The organism is Rhizobium johnstonii 3841, from assembly GCF_000009265.1.
Classification (GTDB): Bacteria; Pseudomonadota; Alphaproteobacteria; order Rhizobiales; family Rhizobiaceae; genus Rhizobium; species Rhizobium acaciae.
In genome coordinates, this window is record NC_008380.1 from 1,394,048 (window position 1) to 1,411,211 (window position 17,164).

General features: G+C 62.0%; 19 protein-coding genes. 11 read left to right on the forward strand and 8 right to left on the reverse strand.

Annotated features, from left to right (window positions below; translation table 11 throughout):
- Positions 1-113: 113 nt before the first annotated feature.
- From RL_RS06935 to nadE, 3 genes are all read left to right on the forward strand, one after another.
- On the forward strand, positions 114-1,718 hold the full coding sequence (locus RL_RS06935) for an MDR family MFS transporter (protein WP_011651045.1): 1,605 nt from the start codon (positions 114-116) through the stop codon (positions 1,716-1,718).
- Between the two features lie 30 nt (positions 1,719-1,748).
- The gene (locus RL_RS06940) at positions 1,749-2,954 is read left to right on the forward strand and encodes an adenylate/guanylate cyclase domain-containing protein (protein ID WP_011651046.1); all 1,206 of its coding nucleotides are present in this window, start codon (positions 1,749-1,751) and stop codon (positions 2,952-2,954) included.
- Between the two features lie 145 nt (positions 2,955-3,099).
- On the forward strand, positions 3,100-3,933 hold the full coding sequence (nadE, locus tag RL_RS06945) for an ammonia-dependent NAD(+) synthetase (protein WP_011651047.1): 834 nt from the start codon (positions 3,100-3,102) through the stop codon (positions 3,931-3,933).
- Between the two features lie 42 nt (positions 3,934-3,975).
- Here the strand turns inward: nadE and gstA are convergent, their stop codons facing one another.
- A complete protein-coding gene (gene gstA, locus RL_RS06950) occupies positions 3,976-4,659 on the reverse strand; it encodes a glutathione transferase GstA (protein WP_011651048.1) in 684 nt (227 codons plus the stop codon).
- 117 nt (positions 4,660-4,776) lie between these two features.
- Here gstA and RL_RS06955 point away from each other — a divergent pair, with 117 nt between their 5' ends.
- Positions 4,777-5,397, forward strand: coding sequence for a TetR/AcrR family transcriptional regulator (locus RL_RS06955; protein ID WP_011651049.1), 621 nt, complete (start codon positions 4,777-4,779; stop codon positions 5,395-5,397).
- Here RL_RS06955 and RL_RS06960 read toward each other — a convergent pair.
- Positions 5,394-6,632, reverse strand: a complete 1,239-nt coding sequence (locus RL_RS06960; RefSeq protein WP_011651050.1) for a multidrug efflux MFS transporter — start codon at positions 6,630-6,632, stop codon at positions 5,394-5,396. The genes RL_RS06955 and RL_RS06960 overlap by 4 nt on opposite strands.
- 430 nt (positions 6,633-7,062) lie before the next feature.
- On the opposite strand from RL_RS06960, the gene RL_RS06965 reads away from it, so the two are divergent.
- Entirely contained in the window at positions 7,063-7,407 is a 345-nt protein-coding gene (locus tag RL_RS06965; RefSeq protein WP_011651051.1) for a nuclear transport factor 2 family protein, read from the forward strand.
- Between the two features lie 53 nt (positions 7,408-7,460).
- On the opposite strand, the gene RL_RS06970 is transcribed toward RL_RS06965, so the two are convergent.
- The 3 genes from RL_RS06970 to RL_RS06980 all read right to left on the reverse strand — a co-directional run bounded on the left by RL_RS06970 (position 7,461) and on the right by RL_RS06980 (position 9,439).
- On the reverse strand, positions 7,461-8,192 hold the full coding sequence (locus RL_RS06970) for a sulfite exporter TauE/SafE family protein (protein WP_003546546.1): 732 nt from the start codon (positions 8,190-8,192) through the stop codon (positions 7,461-7,463).
- Between the two features lie 158 nt (positions 8,193-8,350).
- Positions 8,351-9,004, reverse strand: a complete 654-nt coding sequence (locus RL_RS06975) for a class I SAM-dependent methyltransferase (protein ID WP_011651052.1) — start codon at positions 9,002-9,004, stop codon at positions 8,351-8,353.
- 108 nt (positions 9,005-9,112) lie between these two features.
- Positions 9,113-9,439 (reverse strand): hypothetical protein, encoded by a 327-nt coding sequence (locus RL_RS06980; RefSeq protein WP_028741557.1) that lies wholly within the window; start codon positions 9,437-9,439, stop codon positions 9,113-9,115.
- A 225-nt stretch (positions 9,440-9,664) separates the two neighbouring features.
- Between RL_RS06980 and RL_RS06985 the strand changes: the two genes are divergently transcribed.
- Together RL_RS06985 and RL_RS06990 are read left to right on the forward strand one after the other, a co-directional pair.
- Positions 9,665-10,267 carry a superoxide dismutase gene (locus tag RL_RS06985; RefSeq protein WP_003546549.1) on the forward strand — a complete coding sequence of 201 codons (603 nt, stop codon included), beginning with the start codon at positions 9,665-9,667 and terminating at the stop codon, positions 10,265-10,267.
- Between the two features lie 137 nt (positions 10,268-10,404).
- On the forward strand, positions 10,405-11,250 hold the full coding sequence (locus RL_RS06990) for a metallophosphoesterase (RefSeq protein ID WP_011651053.1): 846 nt from the start codon (positions 10,405-10,407) through the stop codon (positions 11,248-11,250).
- Here RL_RS06990 and RL_RS06995 read toward each other — a convergent pair.
- A complete protein-coding gene (locus RL_RS06995) occupies positions 11,247-12,155 on the reverse strand; it encodes an AraC family transcriptional regulator (RefSeq protein ID WP_011651054.1) in 909 nt (302 codons plus the stop codon). The two genes, RL_RS06990 and RL_RS06995, sit on opposite strands and share 4 nt — an antisense overlap.
- 179 nt (positions 12,156-12,334) lie before the next feature.
- On the opposite strand from RL_RS06995, the gene RL_RS07000 reads away from it, so the two are divergent.
- Complete coding sequence (locus RL_RS07000) at positions 12,335-13,105, forward strand: SDR family NAD(P)-dependent oxidoreductase (RefSeq protein WP_011651055.1); 771 nt, start codon at positions 12,335-12,337, stop codon at positions 13,103-13,105.
- 22 nt (positions 13,106-13,127) lie between these two features.
- Here RL_RS07000 and RL_RS07005 read toward each other — a convergent pair whose 3' ends face one another.
- On the reverse strand, positions 13,128-13,820 hold the full coding sequence (locus RL_RS07005; protein WP_011651056.1) for a helix-turn-helix transcriptional regulator: 693 nt from the start codon (positions 13,818-13,820) through the stop codon (positions 13,128-13,130).
- A gap of 129 nt (positions 13,821-13,949) precedes the next feature.
- Between RL_RS07005 and RL_RS07010 the strand changes: the two genes are divergently transcribed.
- The 3 genes from RL_RS07010 to RL_RS07020 all read left to right on the forward strand — a co-directional run bounded on the left by RL_RS07010 (position 13,950) and on the right by RL_RS07020 (position 16,326).
- Positions 13,950-14,585 carry a LysE family translocator gene (locus RL_RS07010; protein WP_011651057.1) on the forward strand — a complete coding sequence of 212 codons (636 nt, stop codon included), beginning with the start codon at positions 13,950-13,952 and terminating at the stop codon, positions 14,583-14,585.
- A 191-nt stretch (positions 14,586-14,776) separates the two neighbouring features.
- On the forward strand, positions 14,777-15,217 hold the full coding sequence (locus RL_RS07015) for a c-type cytochrome (RefSeq protein ID WP_011651058.1): 441 nt from the start codon (positions 14,777-14,779) through the stop codon (positions 15,215-15,217).
- Positions 15,218-15,411: 194 nt separating this feature from the next.
- Entirely contained in the window at positions 15,412-16,326 is a 915-nt protein-coding gene (locus RL_RS07020) for a cytochrome c (protein WP_011651059.1), read from the forward strand.
- 106 nt (positions 16,327-16,432) lie between these two features.
- On the opposite strand, the gene RL_RS07025 is transcribed toward RL_RS07020, so the two are convergent.
- Positions 16,433-17,062: a glutathione S-transferase family protein gene (locus RL_RS07025; protein WP_011651060.1), complete on the reverse strand. Its 630-nt coding sequence runs from the start codon at positions 17,060-17,062 to the stop codon at positions 16,433-16,435.
- Positions 17,063-17,164: the final 102 nt, after the last annotated feature.

Sequence of the window (17,164 nt, forward strand, 5' to 3'; positions counted from 1 at the left end):
CCCTTTTTCCCGAATGATCCCGATCATTCCCGAATTGATCCCGATCGTTCCTGAATGATCACCCGGACCCCGTCATGAGAAAGTTTCCCGCGAGAGCTGGAAGGAGATAAGCCATGGCCACTCTTCAGATCGCCGCAAACGGCAATGCGCTGGCGGCCCCCGCGGCACCTGCCGCCATGAGCCCGCTGCGCATGTGGGCTGCCGTTGTCGGTTCGACGCTCGGCGCTTTCATGGCGGTCCTCAATATCCAGATCGTCAATGCCTCGCTTGCCGATATCCAGGGCGCGATCGGCGCCGGCACCGATGACGGCGGCTGGATTTCGACCTCCTATCTGATCGCCGAGATCGTCGTCATTCCGCTCAGCGCCTGGCTGGCGCGCGTCTTCTCGCTCCGCAATTACCTGCTCACCAACGCCATCCTCTTCCTGATCTTTTCTGTTGCCTGCGCCTTCGCGGCCAATCTGCAGCAGATGATCATCCTGCGCGCCGTTCAGGGCTTTTCCGGCGGCGTGCTGATCCCGATGGCCTTCACCATCATCATCACGCTGCTGCCCAAGGCCAAGCAACCGGTCGGCCTTGCCCTCTTTGCCCTGTCTGCCACCTTCGCACCGGCGATCGGCCCGACGATCGGCGGTTATCTCACCGAGAACTGGGGCTGGGAACATATCTTCTATGTCAACCTGGTGCCCGGTGCGCTGATGGTCGGCCTGCTCTGGGCCTCGCTCGACCGCGCACCGATGGACCTGAAGCTGCTCGCCAAGGGCGACTGGCCTGGTATCGTCACCATGGCGATCGGCCTGGCGGCCCTGCAGACCGTGCTGGAAGAGGGCAACAAGGAAGACTGGTTCGGCTCCGATTTCATCGTCCGCCTGTCTGTTATCGCCGCCGTCTCGCTGACGCTGTTCCTGATCATCGAGCTGAAGACCGCCAATCCGCTCTTGAACCTGCGCCTGCTGGTGCGCCGCAATTTCGGCTTCGGCATCGTCGCCAATTTCCTGCTCGGCATTGCGCTTTACGGCTCGGTCTTCGTGCTGCCGATCTATCTGGCTCGCATCCAGGGCTATAATTCCGAGCAGATCGGCATGGTTCTCGCCTGGACCGGCATCCCGCAGCTGCTGCTGATCCCGCTGGTGCCGCGGCTGATGAAGCGTTTCGATGTGCGCTTGCTGATCATCGTCGGCTTTGCCCTCTTCGCCGCCTCGAACTTCATGAACGTGCACATGACCGGCGATTATGCGAGCGATCAGCTGTTCTGGCCGAACATCGTCCGCGCGATCGGTCAGGCGCTCGTCTTCACACCGCTCTCGGCAATCGCCACCGCCGGCATCGAGCAGGAGAATGCCGGTTCGGCTTCCGCGCTCTTCAACATGATGCGCAATCTCGGCGGCGCCGTCGGCATCGCCTCGCTGCAGACCTTCCTGTCGAAGCGCGAACAGTTCCACTCGAACATCCTGACCCACTCGGTCTCGGTCTTCGAGGAAGCCACCCGCGATCGTATCGCCAGGCTCACCGGCTATTTCATGAACCACGGCGTCAGCGATCAGGCGCTCGCCGGCCACAAGGCCGTCGTCGCCATCGCGCTCAAAATACGCAAGCAGGCCAATATCATGGCCTTCAGCGACACCTTCTTCCTGCTCGGCGTCGCCCTCGTCGTCGCCCTGCTTGCAACTCTGCTTCTGAAAAAACCCGGTCAACTCTCCGGCGGCGGCGCCCACTAGCGCCGCGCGACCCTCAAGGAGGAGAAAGCCATGACGTCAGCGATCTATGCTCCCGATGCCGACAGGCTCCAGCCCAAGGCTGTCGGCCATGCCGTCAGCATCGGCGCACTGCTCTCGATCATCGAATGGCTCTCCGGCGACGAATGCCACGCGCTCGACGAAGCGGGGCTCGTCTCCGGCCTCGGCCGCCGGCTTCAGGCGCTCGGCCTGCCGGTTGACCGGTTGACCCTGCATCTGATGACGCTGCATCCCGAATTCATCGGCCGCACCATCGCCTGGGCGCCGGGCGAGCCGGTCGAGATCCACGACCGGGAGCACGGTGCGCGCGTCGCCATCGCCAATACGCCGCTGCGCAAGGTCATGGAGACCCGCGAACCGCTGGTCGTCGATACCAGAGAAAGCGTGCATGGCCGCTGGCAGCATATCGATGTCTTTGCCGATCGCGGCCTGATGCAGCTCGTCATCGCGCCGCTCTGCAATGTCGACGGCCCGGTCAGCGCCGCCGTCTTCGGCACGAAGCGGCCGGGCGGCTTCACCGTCCCCGAGCGTCAGGTGATCGAGCGCATCCTGCCGGCGCTGCGCAACACCAGCGAGCTGCGCATTCTGCGCCAGGTCGAGCTCAGCCTGCTCGATACCTATATCGGCCCGCTGACGGCAAGCCGCATTCTGGCCGGCCGCATCCGCCGCGATGAGATCGAATCGATGGAAGCAGCTCTGCTGCTCTGCGATCTGCGCGGCTTCACCGAATTATCGAACCGGCTGCCCGGCAGCACCGTGCTCGGCATGCTGAACGCCTATTTCGACAGGATCGTGCCGGCCATCACCCGCGAGGGCGGCGAGGTGCTGAAGTTCATGGGCGACGCCGTGCTCGCCTTCTTCCCGGGTTACGATGCCGCCCATTCCTGCGGCGCGGCCCTGGCATCGACCCGCGCCATCCTCGATGAGATCGACCATTTCCAGTATGAGGGCATCGGAGTCAAAGCCGGTATCGCCCTGCATTACGGCGAGGTCAGCTACGGCAATGTCGGCTCCGGCCGCCGCCTCGATTTCACCCTGATCGGCGGCGACGTCAATCTGGTCAGCCGCATCCAGACCGCCTGCAGCGAACTGGGAGAGGCCCTGCTGATGTCGGCGCCGTTTCGCGAGGAAGCGGGGGCAGGGGATGTGGTGTCGGTCGGGGCGCACAGGCTGAAGGGTTTTGCCGATCCGGTCGAGCTGTTCACGATCTTGCGGTAGGTGCAAACCCACCCCCTCTGCCCTGCCGGGCTCAGACAGGCCACTTGCATAAAATGCATGGCAGGTCTGCCCTAAACGGCTTCGTCTTCCCCCATCTTTTCGCCATAGTGGCGCCGAAATTCCGTAAGCGGGGAGGAAGAGGCTTATGACGGTGCTGTTCGACGAACAAGGCGAGATCATCCGCGAACTGGGCGTCGCCGCCGATATCGACCCTGAGCGGGAGATCGAACGGCGAACCGCTTTCCTCAAGGATTATCTCGTCGCCTCCGGCATGCGCGGCTACGTCCTCGGCATCAGCGGCGGTGTCGATTCGCTGACGGCGGCGCTGCTGGCTCAGAAGGCGGTGCGCGAGCTGCGTGACAGCGGCCATGCGGCCGAATTCATCGCCGTGCGTCTTCCCTATGGTGTCCAGGCAGATGAGGCCGATGCGGTGAAGGCGCTGGAAACGATCGGCGCCGACCGCTCGATGGTGGTCAACATCAAGGCGCCGGCGGATGCGATGCTTGCCGCCGCACAGGACGGCGGCCTCGCCTTTGCCGATGCCGGCCGGCAGGATTTCATCCTCGGCAATATCAAGGCGCGCCAGCGCATGATCGCCCAGTTTGCCCTGGCCGGAGCGCTTGGCAGCCTCGTCATCGGCACCGATCATGCGGCCGAAGCGGTCATGGGCTTCTTCACCAAGTTCGGCGATGGCGCAGCCGATATCCTGCCGCTCGCCGGCCTCAACAAGCGCCGCGTCCGTCTGCTGGCAAAGCGGCTCGGCGCCCCGGACGAGCTGGTGTTCAAGGTGCCGACCGCCGATCTCGAGGACCAGCGCCCATTGCGCCCCGACGAGGAGGCCTATGGCGTCAGCTATGACGAGATCGACGATTTCCTCGAAGGCAAACCGGTCGGCGAGATCGCCCGCCGCCGCATCCTCGCCGCCTATCGTGCGACCGCCCACAAGCGCGCTTTGCCGGTGGCTGTCAGCGCGCTCTGAAGGTCGTCGAAGCGCGGGATGCGCGCGGGCGCGACCCGGGGTTTATGGCCTGACCGGCTCGCCCGTCCGTCCTGATGAAGCGAGATAGGCGTGCGGCGCGAAATAGACGCCGTCGGCATCGAAGGCCTCGAGATCTTCGGCCTGCAGCGCCTCGCGCACCTTCGGCCGTGCCGCCACGAGGGCCATGAAGCCGTGCAGCGCCGGCCATTGCTTGAGATCGATATCGGTCCAGGGCGACCAGTTAAGGCAGACGAAGAGATAGGCGTCCGCCACGGTAAAGGCATCGCCGGTGAGATAGGGTCCGGCAAGTCGGCCGTTCAGCCAGGTGAGCCGCTTCGATATCAGCGCGCGGACCTCCCCATGAACACTGGAATAGGTCGGATTGAAGAGCAGCACCATCGGCTTGTGCAGTTCGGCGGTGATGAAGTTGAGATAGGATTGCACCTCGTTGCGCCGGATGTTGCCGACCTCAGGCAACAAGGCTGCCCCTTCGGGCACGCTGTCGGCGAGGAACTGCACGATGGCCGGCCCCTCGGTCAGCACCTTGCCGTCGTCGAGCATCAGCGCCGGCACATAGCCGTTGCCGTTGATCGCGAGGTAATCCTCGCCGGTGCTCGTCCTGTGGGTTTGCCGGTCGACCTGGATGAGCTCGATATCGAGGCCCAGCTCCCGGCAGATGATGTGCGGTGAAAGCGAGCAGGCCGCGGCATGCATGTAAAGTTTCATTGCGGATTTCCTCTCCTCGTGGAGGCGGTCGATACCGCCCGTCGATGGCGTTGAACATCTGTACTGTTTCGCATAAAATAACTATCGTCAAGAATTTAATGCGAAACGGTACAAAATATGAAAGACGAGAAGAAGCGCGGCCGCCCGAGGGCCTTCGACGCCAAGGCGGCGCTTGGAAAGGCACGAGATGTCTTCTGGGACAGGGGGTTTGCCGCCGCCTCGCTCGACAATCTGAGTGCTGCGACCAACCTCAACCGCCCGAGCCTTTACGGCGCCTTCGGCGACAAGGAGGATCTCTATCTCGATACGCTGGAGGGCTATCGGCAGGACGGCATGAATACGCTTGCCGAGGCGCTCGACCCGTCACTGCCGCTGCGCGACAATATTGCCCGCGTCTATGCCGGTGCGCTGGCGATCTATCTGCATGGTGAAACCGCCGCCCGCGGCTGTTTGCTGATCGGCACGGCATCGGTCGAGGCGGTCCAGCATGAGCGCGTCCGCGAGGTGCTCGGCCGCAGCCTCAACGATTTCGACGATGAGATCGAAAAGCGCATGCGCCTTGGCGTGGAAAGGGGCGAGCTTCCGGAAAGCGCCGATCCGCAGATGCTTGCCAGGCTCGCCTCCGCCGTCATGCATTCGCTCGCCGTCCGCGCCCGCGCCGGCGACAGCCGCGAGACGCTGGAAGCGATTGCCCGGTCGGGCGTCGAGCTGATCTGCGGAAGCGCCAATAATCCTTAGGTCGAGTCCCGAGTCTCCGCGCCCCTCGGCCGCACGATCCAGGCATAGGCCGCGCCGCCGAGAAGCAGCACGGAGGTGCCGAGGAACACCGCCCGCATGCCGATATGCCCGCCGACAAAACCGCCAAGAATGGGGCCGGCCACCTGGCCGACATATTGCGAGGAAATCGAAAGTCCGAGAATGCTGCCGGCCGCACTATCCGGCACGCTGTGGCGGATGACGGCGGCGATGCAGGGCAGAAGCCCGCCGAGTGCTGCGCCCATCAGGAAGCGCAGGATGATCAGCTGCCAGGAACTGGTGACGAAGGCCTGCGGGATCAGCAATAGCCCGGCGACGGCAAGCGCGCCTGAAATCACCGGCCAGTGGCCGATCCTGTCTGCGAGTTTGCCGAGCCATGAGGCCGACAGAATGCTGCCGAGGGCGGCCGCCGACATGACGACGCCCGATATCATCGTCACCTGGGATTCGACGGGCACGAGCTGCGCGACATAGACGGTGATGATCGGCTCGATCGACATATTCGCAAACATCAAGAGCATGCCGGTCGCCAGCATGGCGATGACGGGCCGCTTGTCGGCAATGGATTTCCAGCCGCCGCTGGCCTTGGCCGCCTGCTTGCGGGCCGGTGATTTCTCTTCCTTGATCAGGAAGGCTGTGGCGAGGAAGGCGAGAAAGATCATGCCGCCGGCGGCGAGGAACGTGCCGCGGATGCCGATGATGGGTGGCAGCGCCCCGCCGATCAGCGGCCCGACGAGATTGCCGGCCATGATGCCGGAAGAGAGCACGCCAAGCGCCCGGGCCGAGCGGTCCTTCGGCGTCTGCGTCGCCACCAGCACCATCGAGCCGGAGGCGTAACCGCCGGCAAGCCCGACGAAGAGGCGCAGCGCCACCAGCTGCCAGACATTGCCGGCCATGCCCATCAGCGAGATTGCCAGCGTCATGCCGAGGCTGGCGCGCACCAGCATCAGCTTGCGGCCGTAAATATCGCCGAGCCGGCCCCACAGCGGCGCGACGAGAGCCGCGGCAAAGAAGGTGGCGCCATAGGCGATGCCCGACCATTGCACGATATCAGCATGGTCGCTGACACCGAGTTCCTCGACATAAAGCGGCAGGAAGGGAAGCAGCAGCGTCATCGCCACGATCGTGGTGAAGGAGCCGATCAGCGAGATGGTGAGATTGCGCTTCCAGTAGATCGAGCCCGGCCTGGCGCTGGCGTCCCACTGCGTATCGGTCATTCTCTCGGCCCCGGCATTGATTCTACAGCGCCGCGCGTCTTTTAAGGCGCGCAAAGGACGCTGTAACACTTTGAAATCTGCATATTTCCTAAAATCGGTTCCGATTTGAGGAAATATGCGGCAAGCGCGGGTTCCGCCGCGCCTGATGAAGTGCTGTGCCTTTTGCCGCGGCGAGAAGATCGGCGCAGTAAAACTGTCCTGAAGATCGAGCTTTTCGAGGTCGAGCGCATAGGCCGTGGCGGTGCATGCGCTCGCCGTTCCAGGGCGGGCACAAGCTGATATAACCGCGCTATGGCCCATCCTTCAAGACGGCGCTTTCGCATCGGTGACCTGTCTTTGGAAATGAGAGCCGCAATCTGGACCCTCTCCGGCAAAAGTGCTAGAACAAGACTGATTGCATGATGCAATCGGTTAATCCAAGGACATTGCCATGAGCGACATGCGCACATCCCGAGAGCAGACCGTCCGTCATCTTTACGCCGCCTATCTCGACGATCGCAAGGATATCGTCGGCGCCATGTTGACGGAGGATTTCACCTTCTCCAGTCCGCGTGACGACCACATCGACCGGGCGACCTATTTCGAGCGTTGCTGGCCGAAGGAGCCGGTCTTCCGGGGCTTTGACATCGAATTCCTGGCGATCGACGGCGATGAGGCGGTCGTCCGCTACCGTGCCGAAAAATGGGATGGCGGCAGCTTCCGCAACATCGAGTGCTTTCGCTTCCGCGGCGACAAGATCGCCTCCGTGGATGTTTATTTCGGCCGGAATCTGTAACCCTACAGCGCTGTAGCACTTTCAATCCTCGCATAGTGCTAGCGAGGCGGTCTTTACAGGAGCCGTATCGCCGAAGTGCCGATGATGATCATCGACACCGCCACCATCAGCGGCCGCACCGGCAGCCGTTTGACGAGGATCGCGCCGAAGGGGGCGGCAATGACACCGCCGATGATCAGGCCGATCGCCGAATCGAGTTCCGACCAGCCGAGCGTCAGGATGAAGGTCAGGGAAATCGTCAGCGTCACCGCGAATTCGGTGAAATTGGTTGAGCCGATCACCCGCTTCAGGTCATGGCCGCGGCTGACGAGCGAACTGGTGACGATCGGCCCCCATCCGCCGCCGCCGATCGCATCCAGCATGCCGCCGCAAAGTCCGACTGGCGGCACCATCCAGTCGCGAACATCCCGTTTCGGCGGCGGCCGAAAGGCCTTGTAGAGGATCACCAGTCCGATCGCGATCAGATAGGCCGACACGAACGGCTCGATCGTCTTGCCGTCGATATTGGCAAGCAGATAGGCGCCGATCGCGCCGCCGATCATGCCGGCCGGTGCGAGCCGCGCCACCAGACGCCAGTCGACGTTGCGATGATAGGCATGCGAGATGCCCGAGGCGGCGGTGGTGAACATTTCCGCCACATGCGTCATGGCGCTGGCATTGGCCGCCGGCACCCCGAAGGCGAGAAGGCTCGTCGTCGACAGCACACCGAAGGCCATGCCGAGCGCGCCGTCGACGATCTGCGCGCAGAAACCCACGACGATGAAAAAGAAGATATCCGATGTCATGCAGTCCCCTCAGACGAACGGTAGCATTACAGCGCCGCGCGTCTTTAGACGCGCAAAGGACGCTGTAACACTTTGAATTGCCGCATAACTCCTTAAATCGATTCCGGTTTAAGGAATTATGCGGCAGAACCCGCGACGCGGGGAATAAATTTCCGGTCTCAGCCGGCAAGTCTGAGCTGCTTCAGCCGGATGATCTTGAAGAAGCCGTTCGGAAAGACCGGCAGGATATCGGCGTCGGCAAAATCGCCGCGGCGCTCCGCCCAGGCGACGATCCGGTGAATGCGGAAGGCGGAGGACCAGCCGATGTGACGCACCAGCGGCGCCACCGCCGTCTCGATCGCGCCCTGCAGACCGGCGCCGTCGCCAAGCTTGCTGGCGAGGATGATCTCGCCGCCCGGCCTCAGCACCCTGGCGCATTCGTCCAGCGCCCGTTCGGGTTCGGGGATGAGCGTGATGACGAAGGGCAGGCAGACCGCATCGAAAGACCGGTCGGCAAAGGTGAGCGCATGCGCATCCATCACCTCCAGCGCCTGCACATGCTCAAGCTTTTCGCGTTTCGCCTTTTCGCGCGCCCGCGCGATCATGTGTTCGGAAATGTCGATGCCGGTCACCCGGCAGTGGTGCGGGTAATGCCCGAGAGTCAGGCCGGTGCCGACGCCGATCTCCAGGATGTCGGTGCCGGCCGCAGCGGCGAGGGCTGCAAGCTTGCGGTGGCCATCGCGCAGGATGCCGCGATAGACCCGGTCATAGACCGGTGCCCAGCGCTGATAGATTTTTTGCTGATCTTCCGCCCTGCTGCGAAGCTCTGACATGCCGCACCTCCCTAAAGCCCAGGCTTTCAACTCCTGAGGGTAGGCTTCGGTTCCGCGGAAATGTGACGCAAGGCACAAACCAGCACGGTGAGCAGCCTGAAAGTGGGCCTATTTTGCCGGCGTGAGACCGAGCGTGTTGGCGTCCAGCTCGCTGCCGATCTCGACGGTTTTCTTTTGTTTGTCGTAGACGCAGATCTGGGCGATCAGCCCCTTGGCGCCCTTCGGCTTGCCGGTCACCAGGGCAAGCCCGTAATGCGAGCTGCCGAAGGGATCGACGGTGGCGCTGGGCTTCTCGATCGTGACCGCTGCCTTCTTGCATTTGGCTTCGACGTCGGCGGCGAGCTGTTTCCAGGCGTCATCGGAAGAGGCATGCGCCACACCTGCCAGGCAAAGCAGTGCGGCGGCAGTGAGAGGCTGGATTATATTCCTGTTGATATCGGGTCTCCGTTGATCTCCATAACAGGCAAAGTGGTTTTCGGGGCGAGTATTCCCATTGATTTGCCCAGGCGATTTCTACGCACGACTCCAACCCTGCAACTGAGGCAAATTTTCCTCCGGCCGGTCGTTTTTTGATAATTCGCCGGTTGCCTCTCCCCCTTTCCCCTCCTATGTTCCGCCTCACCTGCCGAGACGCAATCTATTGCCAAGAGGAGATCTGACATGGCTTTCGAATTGCCTGAACTTCCCTATGATTACGAAGCGCTTGCTCCCTTCATGTCGAAGGAAACGCTGGAGTTCCACCACGACAAGCACCACAAGGCCTATGTCGACAACGGCAACAAGCTCGCCGCCGAAGCCGGTCTTTCGGACCTGTCGCTCGAAGACGTCGTCAAGAAGTCCTTCGGCACCAATGCCGGCCTCTTCAACAACGCGGCCCAGCACTACAACCACATCCATTTCTGGAAGTGGATGAAGAAGGGCGGCGGCGGCAACAAGCTGCCGGGCAAGCTCGAAGCGGCCTTTACCTCCGATCTCGGCGGCTACGACAAGTTCAAGGCCGATTTCGCCACTGCCGGCGCCACCCAGTTCGGCTCCGGCTGGGCCTGGGTTTCCGTCAAGAACGGCAAGCTCGAAATCTCCAAGACCCCGAACGGCGAAAACCCGCTCGTTCACGGCGCCACCCCGATCCTCGGCGTCGACGTCTGGGAACACTCCTATTACATCGACTATCGCAACGCCCGCCCGAAATATCTCGAGGCCTTCGTCGACAGCCTGATCAACTGGGACTACGTCCTGGAACGCTACGAAGCAGCCACGAAGTAAGCGGTATCAGACGCGCCGCCACGGCGGCGATGTCGTCCGCCTCTTCGAACTCAGCACCCGGCGCCTCAAACGCCGGGTGTTTCGTTTTAACACGAAGCCGTCACATCCCTGTCATCGGCCGCTCCTAATCACGCCCCATGTCCTCCTCTGCTTCTCTCCTGTTCCGCTTCGGCATCATCGCCGACCCGCAATATGCGGCGATCGCGCCGCATATTGCGATGGATCGCTATTATGCCAATAGCCTCGCCAAGGTCGCCGCGGCGATCGAGGTCTTCAACGGCGAGGAGCTAAGCTTCGTGATGACGCTTGGCGATGTCATCGACCGCAGCTTTTCAAGCTTCGACGATATCCTGCCGGTCTATGAGAAGCTCAGGCACGAGGCGCTCTTCCTGCTCGGCAACCACGATTTCTCGGTCTCTTCTGGGCATCTCTCCGACGTCGCTGCGCGTCTCGGCATGTCGTCGCCCTATTACAGCTTCTTGCGCCACGGCTGGCGCTTTATCGTGCTCGACGGCAACGAGGTCAGCATCTTCGCGCCGCCCGAAGGCCATCATCATCGCGCCCTTGCCGCGGAGATGCTGGCGGAGCTGCAGGCAAAAGGTGCGAGGAATGCCCATCGCTGGAATGCCGCGCTGAGCGATGAGCAGTTCGCCTGGCTCGGCGATGAAATCGCAAAAGCGGCCGAGGCTGGCGAGAAGGTGATTGTCATGAATCACTATCCGGTGCATCCGCCCGGTGAGCACGGCATGTGGGATAGCGAACGCATCGTCGCGCTGCTCGCCTCCAGCAGCAATGTCGTCGCCTATCTCAACGGCCACGACCACGTCGGCAATTACGGCATGGCCGGCTCTTGTCACTTCGTCAATTTCAAGGGCGTCGTCGACACCGAGACGCAAAACGCCTTCGCGATCGTCGAAGTTCATGCCGACCGCATCGAAATCCGCGGCTTCGGCCGCGAGGACAGCCGCACGCTTTCCATCTAACTGATTGCTGGCCCAGCCGGCACCGCCTTCATTTCACTGATGTCGCGCTTCGGTGATGTGCCGAACATGCGGGCATATTCGCGGCTGAACTGCGAGGCGCTCTCGTAACCCACCTGGTAGGCCGCGTTTGCGGCGTTGAACCCATCGGTCACCATCAGCCGCCGGGCTTCGAGCAACCGCAATTGCTTCTGATACTGCAGCGGCGTCATCGAGGTCAGCACTTTGAAATGCTGGTGGAAGGAGGAAGGGCTCATCCTGGCTGCCGCCGCAAGCTTTTCCACCCGGACGGCGTCCGCAAAATTGCCGCGCAACAGGTAGATGGCCTCGGCCACGCGGCGCGTATGGCTGTCGGGCAATGCAAGCTTGCAGATCTCATCGCCATTTTTTCCGGAAAGCAACCAGAAACTGATCTCTCGCATGATTGCCGGATGAAGGATTGGGATCGCTTTAGGCGTCGCGAGCGTCCGGATCAGTCTCAGTATGCAGTCCTGCAGCTCGGGGCCGAATTCTTGTACGAAAACACCCGGCCCGCCGTCGCCTGCCGCCTTCGGCGGTGCATCCATCTCCTCCAGCACCTCGCGCAGGATAGTGACGTCGAGTTCCAGGTTGATGGCGATCATCGGCCGTTCGGCACTGGCTTTCGTCACCTGTCCGAAGGCCGGCATCTCGACGCTGATGATCAGCGCCTGCATCGCTTCGTAATCGAAAAGGCGGTCTCCAAACATGAGCTGCTTGGCGCCGTCGACGATGATGCAGAGCGCCGGTCGGTAGATCGCCGGTTTCGGCATGGAGAGAGTGCTGGAACGCATCAGGAAAAAGCCGTCAATAGCGGTGGTAAAGAGCCCGTCGCCTCCGCCATGGGCATCCATGTACCCATTGAGCGCCTTCTTCAGATCTGCGGACATTCCTGGTCTCCAATGAACGCGGGGTCGGTCTGCCGCGCCGGTGAGGATGATCTTAATCCCTCAACCCGGCTGGGCAAGGTGTTTGGAGGAATAGGCAAGAAATTGCGGGATTTCGGCATTCAGGATTCCAGGCTTGCGGCGCATAAAACTGGCCTGTCAAAACATCAGGAGTACCTGAAATGCCTAACCAGAACTCAACCTCGAAAGTCGCAATCGTCACCGGCGGAAGCCGCGGCCTTGGCCGCAATACGGTCGTCAATCTGGCAAGGAGCGGCGTCGATGTGATCTTTACCTACAACTCGAACCGCGACGAGGCGGAGAAGGTCGTCGCTGAGATCGAGGCGCTGGGCCGCAAGGCCGCCGCACTGCAACTCGATGCCGGCAACGTGGCGGCATTCGATACTTTTGTCGAAAGTGTCCGCGCGGTGCTTGAGGGCTGGGGTCGTCAGCATTTCGACTTTCTCGTCAACAATGCCGGCACCAGCTACCACGCGCCGATATCGGAGACGACCGAGGCGGAGATGGACAAGCTTTACAACCTGCATTTCAAGGGGGTTTTCTTCCTCACGCAGAAGCTCCTGCCGGTGATCGAGGACGGCGGCCGCATCGTCAACCTCTCCAGCGGTCTTGCCCGCATGGCCATGGTTGGCGCCTCGGCCTATGGCTCGATGAAGGGTGCAGTCGAGGTGCTGACGCGCTACATGGCCAAGGAGCTTGGCCCCCGCGGCATTGCCGTCAACACCGTCGCCCCGGGCGCCATCGAGACCGATTTCAGCGGCGGCATGGTGCGGGACAATCCGGAGATCAACCGTGCAGTCGCCTCCATGACCGCACTCGGCCGCGCTGGCGTGCCCGACGATATCGGGCCGATGATCGCCTCCCTGTTGAGCGATGCCAACCGTTGGGTCAATGCCCAGCGCATCGAGGTTTCCGGCGGCATGTCGCTCTGAGCCATCCGACTTGGGCAAGCAGCTAGACGGCAACTGGTTTCTCCGTCCAGCCACTGGTCCACAGTTCCCGCAGCCGATCGCCGTCGCCTTTGAAGAAATCCTCAGCTGTCGCGCAGCGCTCCACCCGGTCGCTGCGGAAATTGCGGATCGCCTGGCGCAGCTCGCACCAGGCGACGATATTGGCGGTCTGCGAATAATAGATCAGCGCGACCGGCCGGATTGTCCGCTCGCTGGCGCGGCCGAGCTCGTCGCGGTAGCCGAGCATCAGCTTGCGTTCGTCGCGGATCGCGCGGCGTACGATCGCCAGGTCGAAGCCTGCCGGCTGTGCAATCGAGCCCCAGGCGTAAAGCGCCTTATTGTCCATCGCCTGGCGCAGCGGCGCCGGCACGGCGCCTGATATCTTCCGGTTGACCCGGCGCGCGGCCTGCTTCAGCTCCTCGTCCGCCGTCCGTTCGAGCAGCGCCAGCGATAGCACGATCGCCTCCATCTCCTCGATCGAGAACATCAGCGGCGGCAGGTCGAAGCCCGGCCGCATGATGTAGCCGATGCCGCGCCCGCCCTCGATCGGCACCCGCATTGCCTGAAGGGCGGCGATGTCGCGATAGATCGAGCGCACGGTCACTTCGAGCGTCTCCGCCATGACAGCCGCCGTCATCGGCTTTCTTGCCAGCCTGAGGATCTGAATGATCTCGAAAAGCCGCGAGGCCTTGCGCATTTAACCTCTCCCATCCGCCACGCTCCTGACAATACACTGTCAGTTGGGTTCCCGTATAGAGCCGCCTATCGGATTGAAATCAATCAGGGTCTTTCAAAACGGCCCGCAGAACTGAAGGCGGTAACTGACATGAACTACCACGAAAACCTCTGGCTCTTCTTCACCCTTCTCTTTGGCATCATCATCGTGCCTGGCATGGACATGCTCTTCGTGCTCGCCAATTCGCTGACCGGCGGCGTCAAGCGTGGGCTGGCGGCGACCGGCGGCATCATGGCCGGCGGCGCCGTGCATTCGGCCTATGGCGCGGCCGGCGTCGGCGTGCTCGTCACCATGCTGCCGCAGCTTTTCAACGTGCTGCTCTTTGCCGGCGTTGCCTACATGATCTGGATCGGCCTTTCGCTGATCCGCAGTTCGATCACCGTCGAGGCGGTCGGGCCGGGAACCGCACGCTCCGGCTGGCGCGCCTTCCGCCAGGGCGCCGTCACCTGTCTGGTCAATCCGAAAGCCTATATCTTCATGTTTGCCGTCTACCCGCAGTTCCTCAGACCGGAGTATGGCCCGATTTGGATGCAGGGACTGATCATGGGCGCCATGACCGTCGTCACCCAGTTCGCCATTTACGGCACGCTGGCGATGACGGCCGGCCGCAGCCGCGACCTGCTCATCGCAAACCCTGACGTTACGGCCTTTGTCGGCCGCTTCGCCGGACTGCTGCTGGTTGCGGTCTCTGCCTTCAGCCTCTGGCAGGGGTGGAAAAGCGCTTGAGCGCCACTGCATGTCGCCCGGAAGTGTGCAGCGGTTCCGGGATAACGACATGCATAAAAGCAGAGAACGGCCTATCACATTGTTTTTATGATGATCCGGCAAAACGTGACTGCCCGGAAGCATGGATTTTGTCATGCTGCCGGTGCAGATTGGCCATCGGCCAGCTTGGCCGAGGAAAAAGGGAGAGCAATATGAATTGGAAAGCAGCGGCTGCGGCCGTAGTCATGGCCGGCATGGCCTTCGGTTCGGTGACCGCCGCCGACGGAACCCATGATTCGCGCGTTGCGCTGATGAAGCAGATCGGCGGTTCGGCCGGGGCCTTGGCAGCCATCGCCAAGGGCACCAAGCCCTATGACGCCGAAGCGGTGAAGGCGGCGCTGACGACGATCGCCGCAACGGCCAAGGTTTTCCCCGACCAGTTCAAGCCGGGCACGGAGACAGGCGACGAGGCAGCGAGCCCGAAGATCTGGGAAAACATGGACGACTTCAAGGCCCGCGCCGCCAAGCTCTCCGCTGATGCCGAAACCGCGCTGGCTCAGCTTCCGGCCGATCCTGCGGCCATCGGCGCCACGATGAACACGCTCGGGGCCAATTGCGCCGGCTGTCACAAGGCCTATCGCCTCGGCAAGTGAGCGATAGGCCGTTTTCGTCTGGAGCAATTCCAGCAAAAGTGTGCAGCGGTTTTGCGTCCGGGATTTCGCAAAGCAAAGATAGTACTGGATCCGCGCCGGCCTTGTCGCCGGCGCGGATCGCCTTATTCTCCGCCTGCGCGGACCGGTCGAATGATCGATCTGCAAGGAAATATTGACAACAGGGGAGGCGGCGCATGGTCCGCAGGTTCATCCGGGTACTGCTCTGTCTGATCGGCGTCGCCGTCCTCGGCGGAGGCGCCTTCTATCTCGTCACCGCACCCGATCCGCTGCCGGAAAGCCATTGGGCGGGTCTCGGCGCACCGGATCCGGCAAACGGCCAGGCGGTCTTCTGGGCGGGCGGCTGTGTCAGCTGTCATGCCGCGCCCGGGTCCGAAGGCGATGCCAAGCTGACACTTGCAGGCGGCCTGGCACTGAAGAGCCCTTTCGGCACCTTCCACGTGCCGAACATATCACCCGATGAAAAAGCCGGCATCGGCACCTGGACGCTTGCCGAGTTCGGCAATGCGATGAAGCGCGGCGTCGGCCCGGGCGGGCAACATCTCTATCCGTCTTTTCCCTATGGCTCTTATTCCCGCATGAGCGACAAGGACGTCAACGATCTCTATGGCTTCCTGAAAACCCTGCCGAAGAGCGCAAACGTGGCGCCGCCGCATGAACTGCCGTTCCCCTTCAACATCCGGCTGGCGCTCGGCGGCTGGAAATTCCTCTATCTCAACGACCAGCCGCGCGTCGCCCTGGCAAAGAGCGACGACAAGATCAAGCGCGGGCAATATCTCGTCGAAGGCCCCGGCCATTGCGGCGAATGCCATACGCCGCGTGATGCGCTCGGCGGCTTCAAGGCGAATCAGTGGCTTGCCGGCGCGCCCAATCCGGAAGGGAAGGGCCGCATACCCGATATCACCCCGGCCTCCGAGAGCATCGGCGGCTGGAGCGAGGCCGATATCGCCAGCTACCTCGAAACCGGCTTCACCCCCGATTTCGATTCCGTCGGCGGCTCGATGGTCGATGTGCAGCAGAACATCGCCCATCTGCCGGCCTCCGATCGTGAAGCGATCGCCGCCTATCTGAAGGCCGTGCCGGGACGCTAAAGCATGTTGTGCAAAACTGCGCAGCGGTTTTGCGGCAACGACATGCGTAAAAACAAAAATCCAAAGTGCGGTTGTGCTTGGCACCTTCGCAAGGTCCCACGCCTGTTTATAGGGAGGTGGGACCTGGCATCAGATCATAGGGATGGCGCCAGCCGGGCATCTTGCTGATACGATCTTTCCAGGCTGCGATAGCCGGGAAGGCGCTGTGATCTATCCCGGTTTCCTCCGGCATGAAGACGTAGCCCGCCAGAGAGAGGTCTGCGATTGTCAGCCGGTCGCCGACCATGAAGGCCCGGTGCGCCAGATGTTCGTCAACAATGGCATAGGCAGCTTTGGCTCTCAGTCTCAAAAACTCGACGACGGGCGTCTCGCCGCTCTTCTGGAGGCCATACATGAACCTCAGCGTCGCGTAGTAGCTCGTGAATTTATGGTTGTCGAAAAGAATCCAACGCATGATGTCACGCCGTTCTTCGGCTGTCTGCGCCCCAAAGTGGCCTGTCATCTCTGACAAGTAGTCCAGGATGATCCCCGATTGGCTGATCTTCGTTTGGCCATGTTCGAGCACAGGGGCTTCGCCCTGCTCGTTTATGGTTTTTCGCCATTGTTCGGTGCGTGTTTCGCCACCCAGATAGTCAACGAAAATGCTCTCCCACTCGATGCCGGCAAGTGTGAGGAAGAGCGCGACCTTGTAACAGTTCCCCGAGAGAGCGAAGCAATGTAGTTTGAAATCTGGCATAAAAGCTCCTCATGCAATTCGATAATTGTCAGTTGGCTGAAGCCGGTCCTTGCACAAACCCGGGCGGCCGCTTCATGCCTTCCAGCCCTGAAGCGCGTCGCA

Excerpts from the sequence above, each read along its gene's own strand:
- RL_RS06970 (WP_003546546.1), bottom strand. The coding sequence starts at position 8,192 with ATGACATCGGATATCTTCTTTTTCATCGTCGTGGGTTTCTGCGCGCAG.
- nadE (WP_011651047.1), top strand. The coding sequence starts at position 3,100 with ATGACGGTGCTGTTCGACGAACAAGGCGAGATCATCCGCGAACTGGGC.
- RL_RS07000 (WP_011651055.1), top strand. The coding sequence starts at position 12,335 with ATGCCTAACCAGAACTCAACCTCGAAAGTCGCAATCGTCACCGGCGGA.
- RL_RS06995 (WP_011651054.1), bottom strand. The coding sequence starts at position 12,155 with ATGTCCGCAGATCTGAAGAAGGCGCTCAATGGGTACATGGATGCCCAT.
- RL_RS06935 (WP_011651045.1), top strand. The coding sequence starts at position 114 with ATGGCCACTCTTCAGATCGCCGCAAACGGCAATGCGCTGGCGGCCCCC.
- gstA (WP_011651048.1), bottom strand. The coding sequence starts at position 4,659 with ATGAAACTTTACATGCATGCCGCGGCCTGCTCGCTTTCACCGCACATC.
- RL_RS06990 (WP_011651053.1), top strand. The coding sequence starts at position 10,405 with ATGTCCTCCTCTGCTTCTCTCCTGTTCCGCTTCGGCATCATCGCCGAC.
- RL_RS07005 (WP_011651056.1), bottom strand. The coding sequence starts at position 13,820 with ATGCGCAAGGCCTCGCGGCTTTTCGAGATCATTCAGATCCTCAGGCTG.
- RL_RS06955 (WP_011651049.1), top strand. The coding sequence starts at position 4,777 with ATGAAAGACGAGAAGAAGCGCGGCCGCCCGAGGGCCTTCGACGCCAAG.
- RL_RS07020 (WP_011651059.1), top strand. The coding sequence starts at position 15,412 with ATGGTCCGCAGGTTCATCCGGGTACTGCTCTGTCTGATCGGCGTCGCC.
- RL_RS06965 (WP_011651051.1), top strand. The coding sequence starts at position 7,063 with ATGAGCGACATGCGCACATCCCGAGAGCAGACCGTCCGTCATCTTTAC.
- RL_RS06975 (WP_011651052.1), bottom strand. The coding sequence starts at position 9,004 with ATGTCAGAGCTTCGCAGCAGGGCGGAAGATCAGCAAAAAATCTATCAG.
- RL_RS06985 (WP_003546549.1), top strand. The coding sequence starts at position 9,665 with ATGGCTTTCGAATTGCCTGAACTTCCCTATGATTACGAAGCGCTTGCT.
- RL_RS07015 (WP_011651058.1), top strand. The coding sequence starts at position 14,777 with ATGAATTGGAAAGCAGCGGCTGCGGCCGTAGTCATGGCCGGCATGGCC.
- RL_RS06940 (WP_011651046.1), top strand. The coding sequence starts at position 1,749 with ATGACGTCAGCGATCTATGCTCCCGATGCCGACAGGCTCCAGCCCAAG.
- RL_RS07010 (WP_011651057.1), top strand. The coding sequence starts at position 13,950 with ATGAACTACCACGAAAACCTCTGGCTCTTCTTCACCCTTCTCTTTGGC.
- RL_RS07025 (WP_011651060.1), bottom strand. The coding sequence starts at position 17,062 with ATGCCAGATTTCAAACTACATTGCTTCGCTCTCTCGGGGAACTGTTAC.
- RL_RS06960 (WP_011651050.1), bottom strand. The coding sequence starts at position 6,632 with ATGACCGATACGCAGTGGGACGCCAGCGCCAGGCCGGGCTCGATCTAC.